At 68.5% G+C, this 15,829-nt stretch carries 17 protein-coding genes; 7 read left to right on the top strand and 10 right to left on the bottom strand.

Annotation, left to right across the window (positions count from 1 at the left end):
- Positions 1-66: 66 nt before the first annotated feature.
- The 10 genes from K6T50_RS01905 to K6T50_RS01860 form a co-directional block, all read right to left on the bottom strand.
- Entirely contained in the window at positions 67-1,146 is a 1,080-nt protein-coding gene (locus tag K6T50_RS01905) for a CNNM domain-containing protein (protein ID WP_222608792.1), read from the bottom strand.
- 91 nt (positions 1,147-1,237) lie between these two features.
- A complete protein-coding gene (locus tag K6T50_RS01900; RefSeq protein WP_222607756.1) occupies positions 1,238-2,320 on the bottom strand; it encodes a Gfo/Idh/MocA family protein in 1,083 nt (360 codons plus the stop codon).
- Between the two features lie 66 nt (positions 2,321-2,386).
- A complete protein-coding gene (locus K6T50_RS01895; protein WP_222607755.1) occupies positions 2,387-2,581 on the bottom strand; it encodes a DUF8005 family protein in 195 nt (64 codons plus the stop codon).
- 2 nt (positions 2,582-2,583) lie between these two features.
- Entirely contained in the window at positions 2,584-3,768 is a 1,185-nt protein-coding gene (locus tag K6T50_RS01890) for an ABC transporter ATP-binding protein (protein WP_222607754.1), read from the bottom strand.
- Positions 3,769-3,774: 6 nt separating this feature from the next.
- Complete coding sequence (locus tag K6T50_RS01885) at positions 3,775-4,716, bottom strand: carbohydrate ABC transporter permease (protein WP_222607753.1); 942 nt, start codon at positions 4,714-4,716, stop codon at positions 3,775-3,777.
- Positions 4,713-5,723 (bottom strand): carbohydrate ABC transporter permease, encoded by a 1,011-nt coding sequence (locus K6T50_RS01880; RefSeq protein ID WP_425601395.1) that lies wholly within the window; start codon positions 5,721-5,723, stop codon positions 4,713-4,715. The genes K6T50_RS01885 and K6T50_RS01880 overlap by 4 nt, the downstream gene beginning before the upstream one ends.
- A 57-nt stretch (positions 5,724-5,780) precedes the next feature.
- A complete protein-coding gene (locus tag K6T50_RS01875; protein WP_222607752.1) occupies positions 5,781-7,289 on the bottom strand; it encodes an extracellular solute-binding protein in 1,509 nt (502 codons plus the stop codon).
- Positions 7,290-7,540: 251 nt separating this feature from the next.
- A complete protein-coding gene (locus K6T50_RS01870; RefSeq protein WP_222607751.1) occupies positions 7,541-8,605 on the bottom strand; it encodes a TrmB family transcriptional regulator in 1,065 nt (354 codons plus the stop codon).
- A 78-nt stretch (positions 8,606-8,683) separates the two neighbouring features.
- Complete coding sequence (locus tag K6T50_RS01865; RefSeq protein ID WP_222608790.1) at positions 8,684-9,661, bottom strand: aldo/keto reductase; 978 nt, start codon at positions 9,659-9,661, stop codon at positions 8,684-8,686.
- A gap of 139 nt (positions 9,662-9,800) precedes the next feature.
- Positions 9,801-10,769, bottom strand: coding sequence for an aldo/keto reductase (locus K6T50_RS01860; RefSeq protein WP_222608789.1), 969 nt, complete (start codon positions 10,767-10,769; stop codon positions 9,801-9,803).
- Positions 10,770-10,920: 151 nt separating this feature from the next.
- Here K6T50_RS01860 and K6T50_RS01855 point away from each other — a divergent pair, with 151 nt between their 5' ends.
- From K6T50_RS01855 to K6T50_RS01825, 7 genes are all read left to right on the top strand, one after another.
- Entirely contained in the window at positions 10,921-11,409 is a 489-nt protein-coding gene (locus tag K6T50_RS01855) for a 50S ribosomal protein L11 (RefSeq protein WP_222607750.1), read from the top strand.
- A gap of 255 nt (positions 11,410-11,664) precedes the next feature.
- Entirely contained in the window at positions 11,665-12,303 is a 639-nt protein-coding gene (locus tag K6T50_RS01850; protein ID WP_222607749.1) for a 50S ribosomal protein L1, read from the top strand.
- Complete coding sequence (locus K6T50_RS01845; RefSeq protein ID WP_222607748.1) at positions 12,300-13,343, top strand: 50S ribosomal protein L10; 1,044 nt, start codon at positions 12,300-12,302, stop codon at positions 13,341-13,343. Before K6T50_RS01850 ends, K6T50_RS01845 begins: the two co-directional genes overlap by 4 nt.
- A gap of 18 nt (positions 13,344-13,361) precedes the next feature.
- Entirely contained in the window at positions 13,362-13,712 is a 351-nt protein-coding gene (gene rpl12p, locus K6T50_RS01840) for a 50S ribosomal protein P1 (RefSeq protein WP_222607747.1), read from the top strand.
- A 178-nt stretch (positions 13,713-13,890) separates the two neighbouring features.
- A complete protein-coding gene (locus tag K6T50_RS01835; RefSeq protein WP_425601394.1) occupies positions 13,891-15,147 on the top strand; it encodes a tripartite tricarboxylate transporter permease in 1,257 nt (418 codons plus the stop codon).
- Between the two features lie 141 nt (positions 15,148-15,288).
- Positions 15,289-15,474: an HVO_2753 family zinc finger protein gene (locus K6T50_RS01830; RefSeq protein WP_073309961.1), complete on the top strand. Its 186-nt coding sequence runs from the start codon at positions 15,289-15,291 to the stop codon at positions 15,472-15,474.
- Between the two features lie 2 nt (positions 15,475-15,476).
- Positions 15,477-15,743, top strand: coding sequence for an elongation factor 1-beta (locus K6T50_RS01825; RefSeq protein WP_222607746.1), 267 nt, complete (start codon positions 15,477-15,479; stop codon positions 15,741-15,743).
- Positions 15,744-15,829 lie beyond the last annotated feature (86 nt).

Genomic DNA, 15,829 nt, shown 5'->3' with positions numbered 1-15,829 from the left:
GTCCGTGCGATCGACGCCGCCGAAGGCGGGCCGTCGTCGGGAGGTGCGGAATCGAGGGAGTTCAGTTCATGCGGCGGCGTCGCTCTCGGCGGCGCGTCGGTCCATGGGGTCCTCGAGTTCGCCCATGACCTCCTCGAAGGCGTCCGTCGCCGTGAGCAGCCCGCGGATCTCCCCGTCGGAGACGACGAGCGCGAGCTCCTGTCCCTCGACCTGGAACCGGTCGATCGCGTCGGAGACGGTCGCGTCCGGCGACAGGGTCATCGGCGGCGCCGCCATCTCGCCGAGGTCGAGGTCGGGGTCGTCGAGCACGTCGACCTCCCGGATGAACGCCGGGACGTATACGATGCCGAGGAACTCCTCGCCGTCGTCACCCAGAAGGGGGAACCGCGTGTGGGGGTGATCGCGCATCGTCGCGAGGTTCCCCGCGGCGGTGTTCCCCGTCGACAGCGACACGATGTCCTCGGGCGGGACCATGATCTCCGAGACCGTCCGGTCGCCCACCCGGAGGGCGTTGACGATCTCCTCGCGCCGTTCCTCGGGGAGATCGCCCGCCTCGAGCGTCGAGGACAGCTCCCTGTGGAGGTCCGCGCGCGATTCGATGACGTCCTCCTCGGTCTCCAGCCACGCGCCGGTCATCTCGATCCCGAACAGCTTCAGCGTCCCCTTCGCGACCCAGTCACCGAACGTGATGATCGGCGAGATCAGCATGTGGAAGTAGTACAGCGGCGTCGCGCCGTACCGGGAGACCATCCGCGAACGCTCCACGCCGAGGTACGTCGGCGTCTGCTCGCCGTGGGTGAGGTGCAGGAGGTTGATGATCAGGAACGCGATCAGCGCCCCGGTTCCAACCCCCGCGAGTGCGGTGTTCTCGAACAATGGCGCGAACAACGCCGCCAGCGCCGGCTCGGCGACGATCCCGACGGCGATGCTCGATGCGGTGATTCCGACCTGACAGGTCGTCAGGTAGATCTCGAGGTTCTGGGTCATCTCCCAGGCGCGTTCCAGCGCCGGCGTGTCGCCGACGAACTCCTCCTCGGTGAACTGGCGCGCACGCGTCAGCGCGAACTCGATCGCGACGAAGAAGCCGTTCGCGAGGATCAGGCCGATACCCGCGACGAGTCTGAACAGGATCTCCGGCGTGCTCATCGCTGTGGTAACCATCGCCTCCGGGTTGCCGAGGGGAGACCAAAAACCGGACGGCCGTCGGAGACCGAACGGTCGCCGGCGACGCGGCGGCCTACTCGTCGAGCCGGACCGCCCGACCTTCGTCGGTCGAGCGGTAGATGCCGTCGATGACGCGCTGCACCGTCAGCGCCTGATCGACGGTGTTCCGGGTGGGCTCCTCGCCGGCCTCGACCGCCTCGAGGAACGCCGCCTGCTCGGCGCGGTGGGTGTCGACCTCGCGGGTGTCGACGTCCGTGTCGGTGAGGTGGTGGCCGCCGCCGATCCCGTTCTCGAAGAGCGTGAGGTCGCCGCTGCTGCGGTCGAAGTGTGCGCCCGCCTCCGTCCCGCGGACGAAGAAGTCGTTGTTCTCCGGTCGGTTCGTCGCCCACGCGGCCTCCAGCGAGACGGTCGCGCCGTCGGCGGTGCGGATGAACGCCGAGACGGAGTCGTCCACGTCGAAGTCCTCCGGGCCGGAGTCGTCGCCCCACATGTCGATGTAGGTGTAGTCGTCGCGGCCGCCGAACTCCGAGCGCGCGATCCCGGAGACTTCGACGACCTCCGGGAAATCGAGGAAGTACAGCGCCAGGTCGATCGCGTGGACGCCGATGTCGATGAGGCTCCCGCCGCCGGAGACCTCCTTGCTCGTGAACCACGAGCCGCGACCGGGGACGCCCCGGCGCCGCACGTAGTTCGCCTCGACGTGGTTCACGTCGCCGAAGCGCCCCTCGGCCTGGTAGTGTTTCAGTACCTCGACGGGCGCCGCGAAGCGATTGTTGAACCCGACCATGCAGATCCCGTCAGCATCGCGGGCGGCCGCGGCGATCCGCTCGGCCGACTCCAGCGTGTGCGCCAGCGGCTTCTCGAGGAGCACGTCGAGCCCCCACTCCAGCGCGGAGACGGCGTACTCCTCGTGGAACCGGTTCGGCGTCGTGATCAGGACGGCGTCGACCATGTCGAACAGCTCTCCGGCGTCCTCGAACGCGTGTGCGTCGAACTCGCGGACGAAGCGCTCGCGGGCGCCGGCGTCGACGTCCATGCCGCCGACGAGATCCGCCCCGAGCGACTCCAGGCGCTCGGCGTGATGGTGCCCGATGCCGCCGAGCCCGACGATGCCGACGCGGATCCCGGACGGGTCGAAGCCGTCGACGAGCGTCATCGTCGCACCCCGGGGATACTACTCGCGATCGAGTAACACATCATGTTCGGACGGAAGAGAGGGGGGTCAGTATAGTTGTCGTTCCTGTTCCTCGCGCTCGGCCTCCGCTTCGGCCTCCTCCGTGAGGCGGCGACGCCCGCGAAGGTACCGGCGCACGAGCGGGAGAAGGCGGTTCTTCCCGTCTCGAGCGAGCGCGTACAGCCCGTACACCCACGGGACGAACAGCAGCGTCACCGCCGCGAGGTACAGGGTGTCGACCATCCCTACTCGGCCTCCTCCCCCTGCGGGTCGGCGTCGGCGGCGGCCGTGGCAGCCCCAGAGACGCCGTGGGTGATAGCCTCGCTCGTCCCGTCGTCGAACAGGTGGATCTTCTCGCGGTCGAGAACCACGTCGACGTCGTCGCCCTCCGAGATGTCGCTGTCGGGCGAGACGCTCATGAGCAGGCTGTCGTCGCCGGTCGCCGCGCCGCCCATTCCGCCCTCGTGGTCGTCGGCGAGCATGAGGTAGACGAAGATCTCGTCGCCCATCGGCTCCAGCACGTCGACGGTCGCGCTGATCGGCTCCGTCGGGTCGGCCGCGTCGTCGCCGACCTCGACGGGGTGGACGTCCTCCGGCCGGACCCCGAGCGTCACGGGGCTTCCGGGGCTCTCGCCGAGCGCGCCGACGTCGAAGCTCACGTCGTAGTACTCCGAGGTGAACCCGGCGTTCGTGAACTCGCCCTCGGTGAAGTTCATCGACGGCGACCCGATGAAGCCGGCGACGAACTCGTTCGCGGGCTCGTTGTAGCACACGAGCGGCGGGTCGAACTGCTGGAGCTCGCCCTCGTTGAGGACCGCGATGCGGTCGGACATCGTCATCGCCTCCGCCTGGTCGTGGGTGACGTAGATGATCGTCGTGTCCAGTTCCTTGTGGAGCCGCTGGAGCTCCGTGCGCATGTGAACGCGCAGCTTCGCGTCCAGGTTCGCCAGCGGCTCGTCCATGAGGAACACGTCGGGCTCGCGGACGATGGCGCGCGCGATGGCGACGCGCTGGCGCTGCCCGCCGGACATCTCGTCGGGCATGCGGTCGAGCATCCCCTCCATCTGGACGACGCTCGCCGCGTTCTCGACGCGGCGGTCGATCTCCTCCTTCTCGTAGTTGCGCAGCCGCAACCCGAAGGAGATGTTGTCGTACACGTCCATGTGCGGGAACAGCGCGATGTTCTGGAACACCATCGAGATGCCCCGGTCCTTCGGCGGGAGCGTCGTCACGTCGCGGTCGCCGATGGTGACCGTCCCCCCGGTGGGCGTCGTCAGCCCGGCGACCATCTCCATGGTGGTGGACTTCCCACACCCGGAGGGACCGACGAGCGTGACGAACTCGCCGTCCTCGATGTCGAGGTTCATGCCCTCGACGGCCGTTACGTCCCCGTAGCGCTTCGTCACGTCCTCTAAGTGTACTCGTGCCATTGTTGGTTACTCCTTGAGTGCGCCCGCCGTCAGTCCGCTGACGATGCGCTCCTGTGCGACCACGACGAGGATGGCGACCGGCACCACCGCGACGATGCTGCCCGCGGCCATCACGCCGTAGGTGACCTCGAACTGTCCCGCCCGCTGCAGCTGGAGCAGGCCGCCCACGATGGGCGCCCAGTTCTCCGGCTGCCCGTTGTTCATGAGCTGGCTGAAGAAGAACTCGTTATACACGGAGATGAACGTCAACACACCGGCGGTGGCGACGCCCGGCGCCGACAGCGGGATGATCACCCGGAACAGCGCCCCCAGTCGGGTGGTCCCCTCGACGCGCGCGGCGTCCTCCAGTCCGTCGGGGATCTGTCCGTAGAACGTCGTGAGGATGAAGATGGACAGCGGCATGAACAACGAGCTGAACGGCAGGATCATCGATCCCGGCGTGTTGTAGAGGCTCAACCCGCTGATGACGTTCCCCGTGAACAGCCGGTACAGCGGGACGAAGAACGCCGCCGGCGGGAAGTAGCTGATCGCGAGCACCAGCAGCATGAGCGGCGCCTTCCCGGGGAACTCCAGCCGACCGAACACGTACCCTGCGAGGCTCGCCAGGATCAACACGATGACCGTGGTCGACAGCGCGAGCACGAGGCTGTTGAACATGTATCGCAGGAAATTGATCCGCTCGAACACGTCGAGGAACACGCCGACGTTCGTCGGCGTCTGCCACAACGCGAGACTCAGCGGCGCGTTGTCCGGCGTCACCGCCAGCACGAGCAGGAAGTAGAACGGGAACAGCGTCGTCGCGAGGAAGAAGATCGTCGCGACGTAGAACATCGCCCGGTAGGCGCGCTCCGGGTCCTTGATCGACTTCGCGACCCACCGCTGGAGCGGCCCGCGCTTGAGTTCCGGTTCTCCCTGAACGCCGCCGTCCGTTCGCGGTTCGTTCGTCATGCCACATCACCCCGTGCGTACCCGACGATGTACACCGAGACGACGACCCCGATGACCGCCGCCGTGATGAACGCGACCGTCGCCGAGGAGCCGAGCATCCGGTTGCTGAACGTCGTCACCACCAGACACGACAGCGACGGCACCGTCGTACACCCCGCGACTGTCTCGATGAGCCCGTAGATCCGCATCGCCTGGATCGTCCGGAACAGCATCGCGACCATCACCGTCGGGAGGATGATGGGCAGGGTGATGTACTTGAAGCGCTGCCACGGCGAGGCGCCCGCGACCTTCGCCACGTCGAAGAGGCTCCGGTCGATCGACTGCATCCCCGCGAGGATGAGCAGCGCCATGAACGCCGTCGTCTTCCACACGTCGGCCACGATGACGATCATCGTCGCGTCCTGTGCGTTCGCCAGCGGCGTGAACGATATCAGCCCCAGCGAGTTCAACAGCGCCGGCGCCTCCGGCGTCCCGACGAGGAAGCCGATGTTCGGCTGGAACATCAGGTAGAAGATCATCCCCTGGACGACGATCGGGATCGCCCACGGGAGGATGATCGCGACCCGGACCCACCGGCGACCGCGGAACTCCTGGTCGAGGATCAGCGCCTGCGCGAAGCCGATGACCGTCTCGATCGAGACGCTGATGATCGTGAACACCAACGTGACCGCGATCGCGCTGTTGAACATCGCGTTGACCGTCAGCGACTGCGGCAGGAACGGCGACGGCAACAGCGCGGTCCGTTCGCCCGTGACGATAGCCACGTAGTTCCCGAGGCCCACGAAGTTCCCGACGCTCGCCTGCCCGAAGCTGTCGGCGAACAGCGACAGGCGGAACGTCGACAACAGCGGCCAGAACGCGACGACGCCCAGCAGCAGGAGCGCCGGACTCAACAACAGGTACGCGTACTGTGTCTCCGACAGGTTCTCCATCCACCGGACGGCGCTCGCGTACGGCCCGCTCCGTGTCCCGCCGGGGAGGTCGCCCGTCTGTTGGTCTGTGCTCATGCGTCTTGGTAACAATTGGAAATGATGGTCTTAAGTGTGGTGCGGGAGCCGGCCGGCTTACGCCTGGCTCTCGATCGACTCCAGCGACTCCTTCAGGTCGGTCATCGCCTGCTCCGGGCCCTTCTCCTGGCGGATGCTTGCGTTGACCTCGCTGGCGATCTGGCTCGACTCCTGGGGCCAGACGACGGTGACCGGACGCGGTAGGGCGGCCTCGCCGGCGACCTGCAGCGTGTCCACGTAGCGGCCGATGAGTTCGAGCTCCCGGGTGCGCTCTGTGTTGATGAGGTCCGAGATGGGCGGCGTCCATCCGCCGATCTCGAACATGCGGAGGCGAACCTCGTCCTCCTGGAGCGCCCGGAACAGCTGAAGCGCGGCGCGCTTGCGGCTGTCGTTCGCGTTCGGGTTGAGGGTGAGGTGCCACCCGCCAAGCGCCGAGGTGGTCCCGCCGATGGAGCTGTACGGGGAGTCCTCCTCGGACACCGCGTACGGGATCGGCATCACGCCAAGGTCCTCGCCGAAGACGTCCTCGGCGCCGTTGATGTTGATCGAGTACGGCCAGTTGCGGTGCGCGACGACGTTGCCGTTCGTGAAGGGCTCACGCGACGGCTCCTCGGTGTACTGGACCACCGCCTGCGGGGAGATCTGGTCGTACCCCTCCAGCGAGTGTTCGTCGTCCTGCCCGTGGATGAACGTCCGCATCATGCGGACGGCGTTGATCACGTTCTCCTCGTCGACGGTGACCGGGCGGTCGCCGACGGGGCCGAAGTAGTTCTCGAACTCGCCGAAGTAGGAGCCGCCGTGCGAGCCCATGAACTCGATGAAGTCACAGCACGCGAGCCCCTCGTAGGAAGCCCCCTGCCAGGTGAATCCGTCCTGCGTGTCGGTCGCCTCGAGGGTGTCGGTGACGACCGTCGAGAACTCCGACCACGTCATCGGCTCGGTCGCCCACGTGTCGAAGTCCTCGTCAGTGTAGCCGGCCTCCCGCATCAGGTCCTTGCGGTACTGGATGGTGGGGAAGTCGGCGAACAGCGGGATCCCGTAGAGGTCGCCCTCGGTGTCCTGGGCGGTGGCGACCATGTTCGACAGGTACTCGCTTTGCACCTGGTCGACGATGGAGCTGGGCAGCTCCTCGCTCAGGTTCGCGAGCTGGCCGCGCGCGATGAACGGGATCGTCCACCCGTTGTCCATCATCAGGACGGTCGGTCGCTCCTGGCCGGCCGAGAGGATCTGCTGGTACTGCGAGCGCCGGTCGCCCGTGGTGAACGACCCGGCGAGGAACTCGATGGAGATGTTGTCCGGCAGTCCACCGTCCTCGTGGAGCGTCTGCTTGATATCCTCGGCCGCGTTCGCGAAGTTCGAGTCGGCCGCGATCTGGATGGTCACGTCCTCCTCGGGCGGCTCCGTGTCGATCGGCTCGCCGGTGCCGTCGTCACCGCCGTTTCCGCCCCCGCCGCCACCGTTGCCGCCTCCCATGCAGCCCGCCAGCCCGAGCGTCGCCCCGGCGCCGCCGGCCGCAGCGAGGTAGTCCCGCCGCGATACCCCGTTCCGTGTGTTGTCGTCAGACATCAGGGTGGTATAGGGAACAATCATTAATATAGGCTATGGCTTTTACAACAGTAGTTGTTAAGAACAGGCACGCAATGGTGGCCGCGGAGGATCGGCGGGAGAACCGCCGTCACGGCCGCTTTGCGTGCCACCGTCGCAATCACTCCGACGGCCCGCCTGCAGTCGAAACCGGGCATCGGTTTACGCTGCCGACAAAAAATCACACTCCCCCCGAGCCAATTACGATTGCCGTGTGACTCGCGTGTCCCCGTTCACTCGATCGGCGCGTCGACGATCGTGAGTCTCGTTCCCTCGACGTCCTCGACGATCGCGCCCCACCCCCCGACGCTGACGTGTTCGCCGTCGACGTCGAGGTCGACCGTGACCTGTCCGGCCAGCTCGAAGCCGGTGTCGGCCTCCGAGGCGAACGGGACCCGCACGTCGACGACGGTGCCCTCGACGGTGCACTCCTCGCCCGTGTCGGTCTCGTACCCCTCGACGCGGAGGCGGATGGGGGCGTTCTGCCACCCCAGCTCCCGGAGGTCGCGAACGAGGTGGCGAACGTCGAGATGCTCGATCGGAAGCCCCGGCTCGCTCGCGTCGTACACGGACTTCCACGGCTCCCACAGCGTCGTGAGGAAGTACCAGTAGAACACGTACGTATGCGTCCGGTCGTTCACGAGGACGCCGTAGCGGTCGTAGAAGTCGGGGTGGTGGGCGAACGAGGCCTGCCTGCGGTCGGCCAGCGCCACGAACGGCGCGGGAAGCGGGCGGTGGCGCGCCTCCATGCAGATGTCCTCGAACAGGGTCGGGTCCGGCCGCTCGTTCGCGTCGTCGGTGTGGACGGACACGCGCACCGAGACGCCCCGGTCGGTCGCGTCGCGCAGCGCGGGCGCGAGCCGTCGGAGGTTCGCGGTCGTCGTCGACAGCAGGATCTGGTGGCTGGCCTCCTCGATGAACGCCTCCGCGCGCTCGATGACGGTCCGGAACCGCGTGACGATGCTGGCGCCGCCGGCCTCCAACTCGGGCTGTTCCCATCGCTGTTCGACCTCCTCGGCGGCCGCCTCCAGCCGGTCGGCCCGTCTCCGGAGGTCCTCCAACACGACCGACGGGCTGTGTGCCCGCGCCTGCAGCGAGCCGGCTTCGTACGTCTCGATGTACTCCCGCTCTTCGAGCGTCCGTAGCACGTCGTAGATGCGAGGGGCCGGGACGCCGCTCGCCTCCGCCACGTCGGTCGCCGACGCCGTCCCCAACTCCAGCAGCGCGACGTACGCCTCCGCCTGATACGGCGACAGGCCCGCCGCCTCCAGCGTCTCGACGAGCGACTCGGTCTCCATGCCGGGTGGCTGTCGTGCTGGGGGAAAACCGTACCGCCTATGGACAAGTCTTCTATGTCTGCGCGTGCTCGCGGGAGCTCAGTCTTTCCCGGGCGCGGGCCACCGCGGCGTCTTGGGCGCCTCGATACGCGTCATCTCATCGTCGGTCAGATCGACGCCGAGGGCGGCGACGTTCTCGCGGAGGTGCTCGCTCGATCCGGGGCCGATGATCGGGGCGTCCACCACGTCGCGGTGGAGCAGCCACGCGAGCGACACCTGAACCGGCGTGACGCCCCGTTCGTCGGCGATCGCGCGGATCTCGTCCAGCACGGCCCAGTTCTCGTCCGTAAATCGGTTCCGGGTGTACTCGTCCGTCTCGGCCCGGTATCCCTCCTCGGTGTCGTCGTCGCGGTCGTACTTTCCGGTGAGGAAGCCGCCCGCCAGCGGCGACCACGGGATCACGCCCACGTCCTCGCCGGCACAGACCTCCAGCAGGTTCGCCTCCTCGTGGCGGTCCACGGCGTTGTACTCGGGTTGCATGCAGGCGAAGCGCTCGTAGTCCTCGATGTCGCTGGTGTACAGCGCCTTCGTGAACTGATAGGCGGTCATCGTGGAGGCGCCGATGTATCGAACCCGCCCGCTCTCGACGAGGTGGTCGAGGGCCGCGAGCGTCTCCTCGATCGGGGTGTCGTCGTCCCAGCGGTGGATCTGATACAGGTCGATGTAGTCGGTGTCGAGCCGGTCGAGACTCGCCTGCACCTGATCGAGGATGTGCTTGCGCGAGAGGCCCGAGCCGTTCGGGCCGTCGAACATGTCCCAGTACACCTTGGTGGCGAGGACGAGTTCGTCGCGGTTCGCCGACGCGACGGCGTCGCCGACGATCTCCTCGCTTTCGCCGGTGGAGTAGACGTTCGCGGTGTCGAGGAAGTTGATGCCGAGATCGAGCGCCTCGTGGATGAGGTCGACGCTCGCGTCGCGGTCGTTCATCATCCACGGCTCCCCGGATCCGAAGTTCATGCAGCCGAGACACAACCGGGACACGTCGAGCCCCGTGTCGCCGAGCTTCGTGTACGTCATCCCGTCGAACTCGTGTGGGTCGCTCACGCGACACACGGACTCGGCGCAGATAGATAATCGTCCCGGCGCCGGAGAGGGATACCGCCCCGGCGACACGCCGGGGACACCGGCCGGGCCTGCAGACCGGGATGATCTCGCGCTACGGGGCGGGATACCGCGGCGTCTTCGGCTCGGCGATGCGCTCGACCTGCTCGGGGCTCAGGTCGACCGAGATCGCGCCGACGTTCTCGCGGAGGTGCTCGACCGACCGAGGCCCGATGATCGGCGCGGTGACGACCTCCCGTTCGAGCAGCCACGCGAGCGCCACCTGCGCGGGCGTCGCGTCGACCTCCTCGGCGACGCTCCGGACGGCGTCGAGCACGGCCCAGTTCTCCTCGGTGAAGTACCCCCGAACCGACTCGGAGGCCGCCCCGCGGGTGCCGTCGGTCGGCTCCGAATCCCGGTCGTACTTTCCGGTGAGGAAGCCGCCCGCCAGCGGCGACCACGGGATCACGCCGACGCCCTCGCCCTCGCACACGTCCAGGAGGTTCGCCTCCTCGTACCGGGCGACCGCGGAGTACTCGGGCTGCATGCAGGCGAACCGCTCGTAGTCCTCGATGTCGCTGGTGTAGAGGGATTTCGTGAACTGGTAGGCGGTCATCGTGGAGGCGCCGATGTAGCGCACGCGACCCGTCTCGATGAGGTGATCGAGCGCGGAGAGGGTCTCCTCGATCGGCGTCTCCTCGTCCCAGCGATGGATCTGATACAGGTCGATGTAGTCGGTGTCGAGCCGATCGAGACTGGCCTCCACCTGATCGAGGATGTGTTTGCGCGAGAGGCCCGAGCCGTTGGGGCCGTCGCGCATCTCGCCGAAGACTTTCGTGGCGAGGACGAGCTCGTCGCGGTTCGCGGAGGCGACGGCGTCGCCGACGATCTCCTCACTCTCGCCGGTCGAGTACACGTTCGCGGTGTCGAGGAAGTTGATGCCGAGATCCAGGGCTTCGTGGATCAGGTCGACGCTCGCGTCGCGGTCGTTCATCATCCACGGCCGCTCGCTCCCGAAGTTCATGCAGCCGAGACACAGGCGCGACACCTCCAGCCCGGTGTCGCCCAGCCTCGTGTACGCCATCGAGTCCGACTCGGACATGCGTTCGACGCCGTCGCCGCCGGGCATAAGCGCCGATGATCCGGAGCCCGAATGCGAGCGGTTCACACCCACGCGATCGCCGGAAGCGGTCGCAAAGACAATCCTTAAACGACGCGACGGGGAATCCGAACGTATGGCTGGAACCATCGAAGTGCTCGTTCCCGGCGGCCAGGCCAATCCCGGCCCGCCGCTCGGTCCCGAGCTCGGTCCGACGCCGGTGGACGTGCAGGCGGTCGTCTCGGAGATCAACGACCAGACCGCCGCGTTCGACGGCATGGAAGTGCCCGTCACCGTCGAATACGACGACGACGGCTCCTTCAGCATCGAGGTCGGCGTCCCGCCGACGGCCGAACTGATCAAGGACGAGGTCGGCTTCGAGACGGGCTCGGGCGAGCCCCAGAAGGACTTCGTCGCCGACATGACCGTCGAACAGGTTCGGAAGGTGGCCGAGCAGAAGCTGTCCGACCTGCTCGCGTACGACGTGAAGGCCGCCGCCAAGGAGGTCGGCGGCACGTGCGCGTCGCTCGGCGTCACCATCGACGGCGAGGACGCCCGCACGTTCGACGACCGCGTCGACGCCGGCGAGTACGACGACGTCCTCGCCGAGGAAGCGACGGCGTAACTCCGGTTCCACTTCTCGCCCCCGGCCGCCGGATTCGGCGGTCGGTTCGCGACCGCCTCCCGTCAGCGACGGCGTCGGCGACTCGTCGGCGATCACGGGCGACGACCGCAGCCGTGGCGGGCCGTGTGAACGGCTCTCGCGCCCCTCGGCCCTTCGACGGTCTTAAGTGTCGCGTGGGCGGATTCGACGGTGAGACAGGCGTACGCCTGTTTCACTGACCCGTAGGAGCATTCCTGCGTACTACGGAGGTGAAAAATGGCAGATTCAATCGAGGACGCAGTATCCCAAGCACTGGAGGACGCCCCCCCTCGCAACTTCCGCGAGACCGTGGATTTGGCGATCAATCTCCGGGACTTGGACCTCAACGACCCGTCGAATCGAGTTGACGACGAAGTCGTGCTTCCGGCCGGCACCGGCCAGGAGACACAGATCGTCGTCATTGCGGAGGGCGAGACCGCCCTGCGCGCGGAAGACGTAGCCGACAGAGTCCTGTCGGGCGACGACCTCTCGGAGCTCGCATCCGAAGAGAACGACGCCAAGGATCTCGCCGATGAGACCGACTTCTTCATCGCCGAGGCCGACATGATGCAGGACGTGGCGTCCAACCTCGGGCGCATTCTGGGGCCGCGCGGCAAGATGCCGACGCCGCTCCAGCCCGACGACGACGTCGTCGAAACCGTCAACCGCATGAAAAACACCGTCCAGATCCGCTCGCGCGACCGCCGCACGTTCCACACGCGCGTCGGCGCCGAGGACATGACGGCCGACGAGATCGCCGACAACATCGACGTGATCGTCCGCCGGCTGGAGGCGGACCTCGAGAAGGGGCCGCTCAACATCGACGGCATCTACGTCAAGACGACGATGGGGCCGTCCGTGGAGGTGCCCGTATGAGCGCCGCAGAGGAGCGCAAGACCGAGACCATTCCGGAGTGGAAGCGCCAGGAGGTCGCCGAGCTGACCGACTTCGTCGACTCGTACGACGCCGTCGGCGTCGTCGACCTCACGGGCATCCCGAGCCGGCAGCTCCAGGACATGCGCCGCGACCTGCACGGGCGGGCCGAGCTGCGGATGTCCCGCAACACCCTCATCGAGCGCGCGCTCGACGAGGTGGACGAGGGCGTCGAGGACCTGGGACAGTTCGTCTCCGGTCACGTCGGCCTCATCGGGACGGACGACAACCCCTTCGGGCTGTACAAGCAGCTCGAGGCGTCGAAGACGTCCGCGCCCATCGGCGCGGGCGAGGTCGCCCCGAACGACGTCGTCATCCCCGAGGGTGACACGGGGGTCGACCCCGGTCCGTTCGTCGGCGAGCTGCAGCAGGTGGGCGCGGACGCCCGGATCGACGGCGGGTCGATCAAGGTCATGTCCGACTCGCACGTGCTCGACGCCGGCGAGGCGGTGTCGGACGAACTCGCCAACGTGCTCGGCGAGCTCGGCATCGAGCCGAAGGAAGTCGGGCTGGACCTGCGCGCCGTCTTCGCCGACGGCGTGCTGTTCGAGCCGGACGAGCTCGCCATCGACGTGGACGAGTACCGCGCGGACGTCCAGTCCGCCGCGGCGGCGGCGCGGAACCTCTCGGTCAACGCCGCCTACCCGACCGCCCGCACCGCGGGCACCCTGCTCGGCAAGGCCGCCGGCGAGGCGAAGTCCGTCGGCCTGTTCGCGGCCATCGAGGACGAGGAACTCATGCCCGACCTCGTGAGCCGCGCCGACGCGCAGCTGCGCTCGCTCGCGGCCGCCATCGACGACGACGAGGCGCTCCCCGAGGAGCTCCGCGGCGTCGAGGCGCCCGCGCCCGAGCCGGCCGCCGAGGCCGAGGAGGAGACTGACGAATCGAGCGACGACGAGGACACGGAAGCCGAGCCCGACGACGCCGACGACGATGACGACGACGGCGACGGAGCGGAGGGCCTCGGCGCGATGTTCGGATAAGACACACTACACAGGACCATGGAATACGTTTACGCTGCACTCATCCTGAGCGAGACGGGCGAGGAGATCAACGAGGACAACGTCACGGCGGTGCTGGAAGCCGCCGGCGTCGACGTCGAGGAATCCCGCGTGAAGGCCCTCGTGGCCGCGCTGGAGGACGTCGACATCGAGGAGGCCATCGAGACGGCCGCCGCCGCGCCCGCCGCGGGCGCCTCGGCCGGCGCCGCCGGCGGCTCCGCCGACGAGGCGGAGGCCGACGACGGCGACGACGAGGCCGAGGAGGAGGCCGCCGACGAGGCCGCCGCTGACGACGACGACGAGGACGACGACGAGGGCTCGGGCGAGGGCCTGGGCGAGCTCTTCGGCTGACGCCGGCGACGCTCACTCGTCTCGACCGACTCGACCGCAGATCGCACTTCTTTCGAGGCCTACTCCCGAGGGACAGCGCCGCCGATATGAGCGACGGCCGCGGCGGCTCGCCCGTCGAGCTTCGAGCGTCGCTCGGGACCCGAGCGTTGAAACCGGATGACGGATCCACTCCGTCCCGGTGTTCCCGCTTCCCGCCGTCGTCCCGCCCGCCGGAGTTCTCGCCGTCGCCCCACCCGCCGGCACCGTTCTGCTCGCGTACACGCTCGCGGGCTGTGCGCTCGGCTGCTGCAGCGGACTGGTCCCCGGGCTGCACGCGAACAACTTCGCGTTCCTCCTGGCGGCCGCCGCGCCGGCGCTGGACGCCCCGCCGGTCCCGCTCGGCTGTGCGATGGTGGCCGCCGGCGTCGTCCACACGTTCCTCGACATCGTGCCGTCGCTGGCGTTGGGCCTCCCCGACGCCGCGATGGCGGCCGCGGCGCTCCCCGGCCATCGGTTGGTCGCGGAGGGGCGCGGGCGCGAGGCGATGCGTCTCTCGGCGGTCGGGTCCGGGGTGGCGCTCGCACTGGCGCTCCCCGCCGCGGCCGTCGTCACCGCGGGGATGCGCGTCGCGTATCCGTATCTACGCGCGTGGCTGCCGGTCGTGCTCGCAGGGGTGGCGCTACTGCTCGTGCTCACCGAGTCGAGCAACCGCTGTCGGCTCGCCGGCGCGCTCTCGTTCGCGCTCGCGACGGCGCTTGGACTGGTCACGCTCGATGCGCCGACGGACCCGCTCGTCGCCGCCGGCGGGGTCCTCGCCCCGCTGTTCGCCGGGCTGTTCGGCGTGCCGGTGCTGGTCGACGCGCTCGGCGGCGCCGGCGTCCCGTCGCAGGCCGACGCCCGCCTGGGGCTGTCCGGTCGCGAGCTGACGGGTGCGGCCGCCGCCGGCACCGGCGGCGGCGCCGCGGTCGGGTACCTCCCCGGCGTCTCCGCGGGCGTGGCGGCCGTGCTGGCGCTGCCGGCCACCGCCGGCCGCGACCCGGCGCGGGAGTACGTCGTCGCGACCAGCGGGGCGAACACGGCGACCGCGGTGTTCGCGCTGTTCGCGTACTGGTCGTTCGACGCGACGCGCTCGGGCGTGTTCGTCGCCCTCGACGGGGCGGGCGTCCCGGCCGCGCTCCCGGCGCTGCTCTCGGCGGTGGTGGTCGCGGGGGCGGTCGGAACCGTCGCGGTCGTGCTGGTCGGCGACGCCGCGCTCCGCGTCGTCGGCGGACTCCCGCACGCCCCGCTGGTCGCGGGAGTGATCGTCGGGCTGGCGCTGCTGTCGCTCGCGTTCGCCGGCCCGCTCGGGGTGGCCGTGCTCGTCGCCGCGGCCGCGGTCGGCTTCGTCCCCGTCCGGCTCGGCTGCCGACGGGTCCACCTGATGGGCGTGTTGCTCGGGCCGCTCGTGATCGCGTGAGCAGTCGGCACGACACCAGTCACAATCAGGTTTCGCACGACAACAATTCGCACGACAGCGACCCACATGATGGGGGCTGGATGTACCGTTCGCGCCGTCTGAAAGACAACCGTTAAAAGCCGCGCGCCGGTCTCTAGCCGTATGAGCCAGTCAGAGTCCGAGCAGCGTTCCGAGCGACGCTGCGTCTCCTGTGGCATCAACGTCGCGGGGACGGCCGCGGCGACGTTCAAGTGCCCCGACTGTGGCACGCAGATCAGTCGCTGCGCGAAGTGCCGCAAGCAGAGCAACCTCTTCGAGTGTCCCGACTGCGGGTTCCGGGGGCCGTAACGATGGGGAAGGTCGCCGCGAAGATGAAGGTCATGCCGCAGAGCCCCGACATTGACCTCGACGAGCTCCAGCAGAAGCTGGAGGAGTCGCTCCCACAGGGCGCGGAGATCCGCAACGTCGAGCGCGACGACGTCGCGTTCGGCCTCGTCGCCCTTCTGCCGATGGTCGTCGTCCCCGACGACGCCGGCGGCACCGAGGCCGTCGAGGAGTCGTTCTCCGACGTCGAGGGCGTCGAGAGCGTGAGCGTCGAGGAAGTCGGCCGCCTGTAATCGACGGCGCTCGACCCCGGCACCGAGCCGAGCCGACCGCGATTTTCGCGTGTGACGCAGTTCTCCGCGAGCCGTCGGCTCGGTCG

It is taken from the genome of Halobaculum magnesiiphilum (assembly GCF_019823105.1).
GTDB lineage: Archaea > Halobacteriota > Halobacteria > Halobacteriales > Haloferacaceae > Halobaculum > Halobaculum magnesiiphilum.
This window is presented reverse-complemented; position numbering and strand designations above follow the sequence as displayed.

Bases quoted from the DNA above. Each gene is read 5' to 3' on its own strand.
- K6T50_RS01905 (WP_222608792.1), bottom strand. From the start codon at position 1,146: ATGAGCACGCCGGAGATCCTGTTCAGACTCGTCGCGGGTATCGGCCTG.
- K6T50_RS01900 (WP_222607756.1), bottom strand. From the start codon at position 2,320: ATGACGCTCGTCGACGGCTTCGACCCGTCCGGGATCCGCGTCGGCATC.
- K6T50_RS01895 (WP_222607755.1), bottom strand. From the start codon at position 2,581: ATGGTCGACACCCTGTACCTCGCGGCGGTGACGCTGCTGTTCGTCCCG.
- K6T50_RS01890 (WP_222607754.1), bottom strand. From the start codon at position 3,768: ATGGCACGAGTACACTTAGAGGACGTGACGAAGCGCTACGGGGACGTA.
- K6T50_RS01885 (WP_222607753.1), bottom strand. From the start codon at position 4,716: ATGACGAACGAACCGCGAACGGACGGCGGCGTTCAGGGAGAACCGGAA.
- K6T50_RS01880 (WP_425601395.1), bottom strand. From the start codon at position 5,723: ATGAGCACAGACCAACAGACGGGCGACCTCCCCGGCGGGACACGGAGC.
- K6T50_RS01875 (WP_222607752.1), bottom strand. From the start codon at position 7,289: ATGTCTGACGACAACACACGGAACGGGGTATCGCGGCGGGACTACCTC.
- K6T50_RS01870 (WP_222607751.1), bottom strand. From the start codon at position 8,605: ATGGAGACCGAGTCGCTCGTCGAGACGCTGGAGGCGGCGGGCCTGTCG.
- K6T50_RS01865 (WP_222608790.1), bottom strand. From the start codon at position 9,661: ATGACGTACACGAAGCTCGGCGACACGGGGCTCGACGTGTCCCGGTTG.
- K6T50_RS01860 (WP_222608789.1), bottom strand. From the start codon at position 10,769: ATGGCGTACACGAGGCTGGGCGACACCGGGCTGGAGGTGTCGCGCCTG.
- K6T50_RS01855 (WP_222607750.1), top strand. From the start codon at position 10,921: ATGGCTGGAACCATCGAAGTGCTCGTTCCCGGCGGCCAGGCCAATCCC.
- K6T50_RS01850 (WP_222607749.1), top strand. From the start codon at position 11,665: ATGGCAGATTCAATCGAGGACGCAGTATCCCAAGCACTGGAGGACGCC.
- K6T50_RS01845 (WP_222607748.1), top strand. From the start codon at position 12,300: ATGAGCGCCGCAGAGGAGCGCAAGACCGAGACCATTCCGGAGTGGAAG.
- rpl12p (WP_222607747.1), top strand. From the start codon at position 13,362: ATGGAATACGTTTACGCTGCACTCATCCTGAGCGAGACGGGCGAGGAG.
- K6T50_RS01830 (WP_073309961.1), top strand. From the start codon at position 15,289: ATGAGCCAGTCAGAGTCCGAGCAGCGTTCCGAGCGACGCTGCGTCTCC.
- K6T50_RS01825 (WP_222607746.1), top strand. From the start codon at position 15,477: ATGGGGAAGGTCGCCGCGAAGATGAAGGTCATGCCGCAGAGCCCCGAC.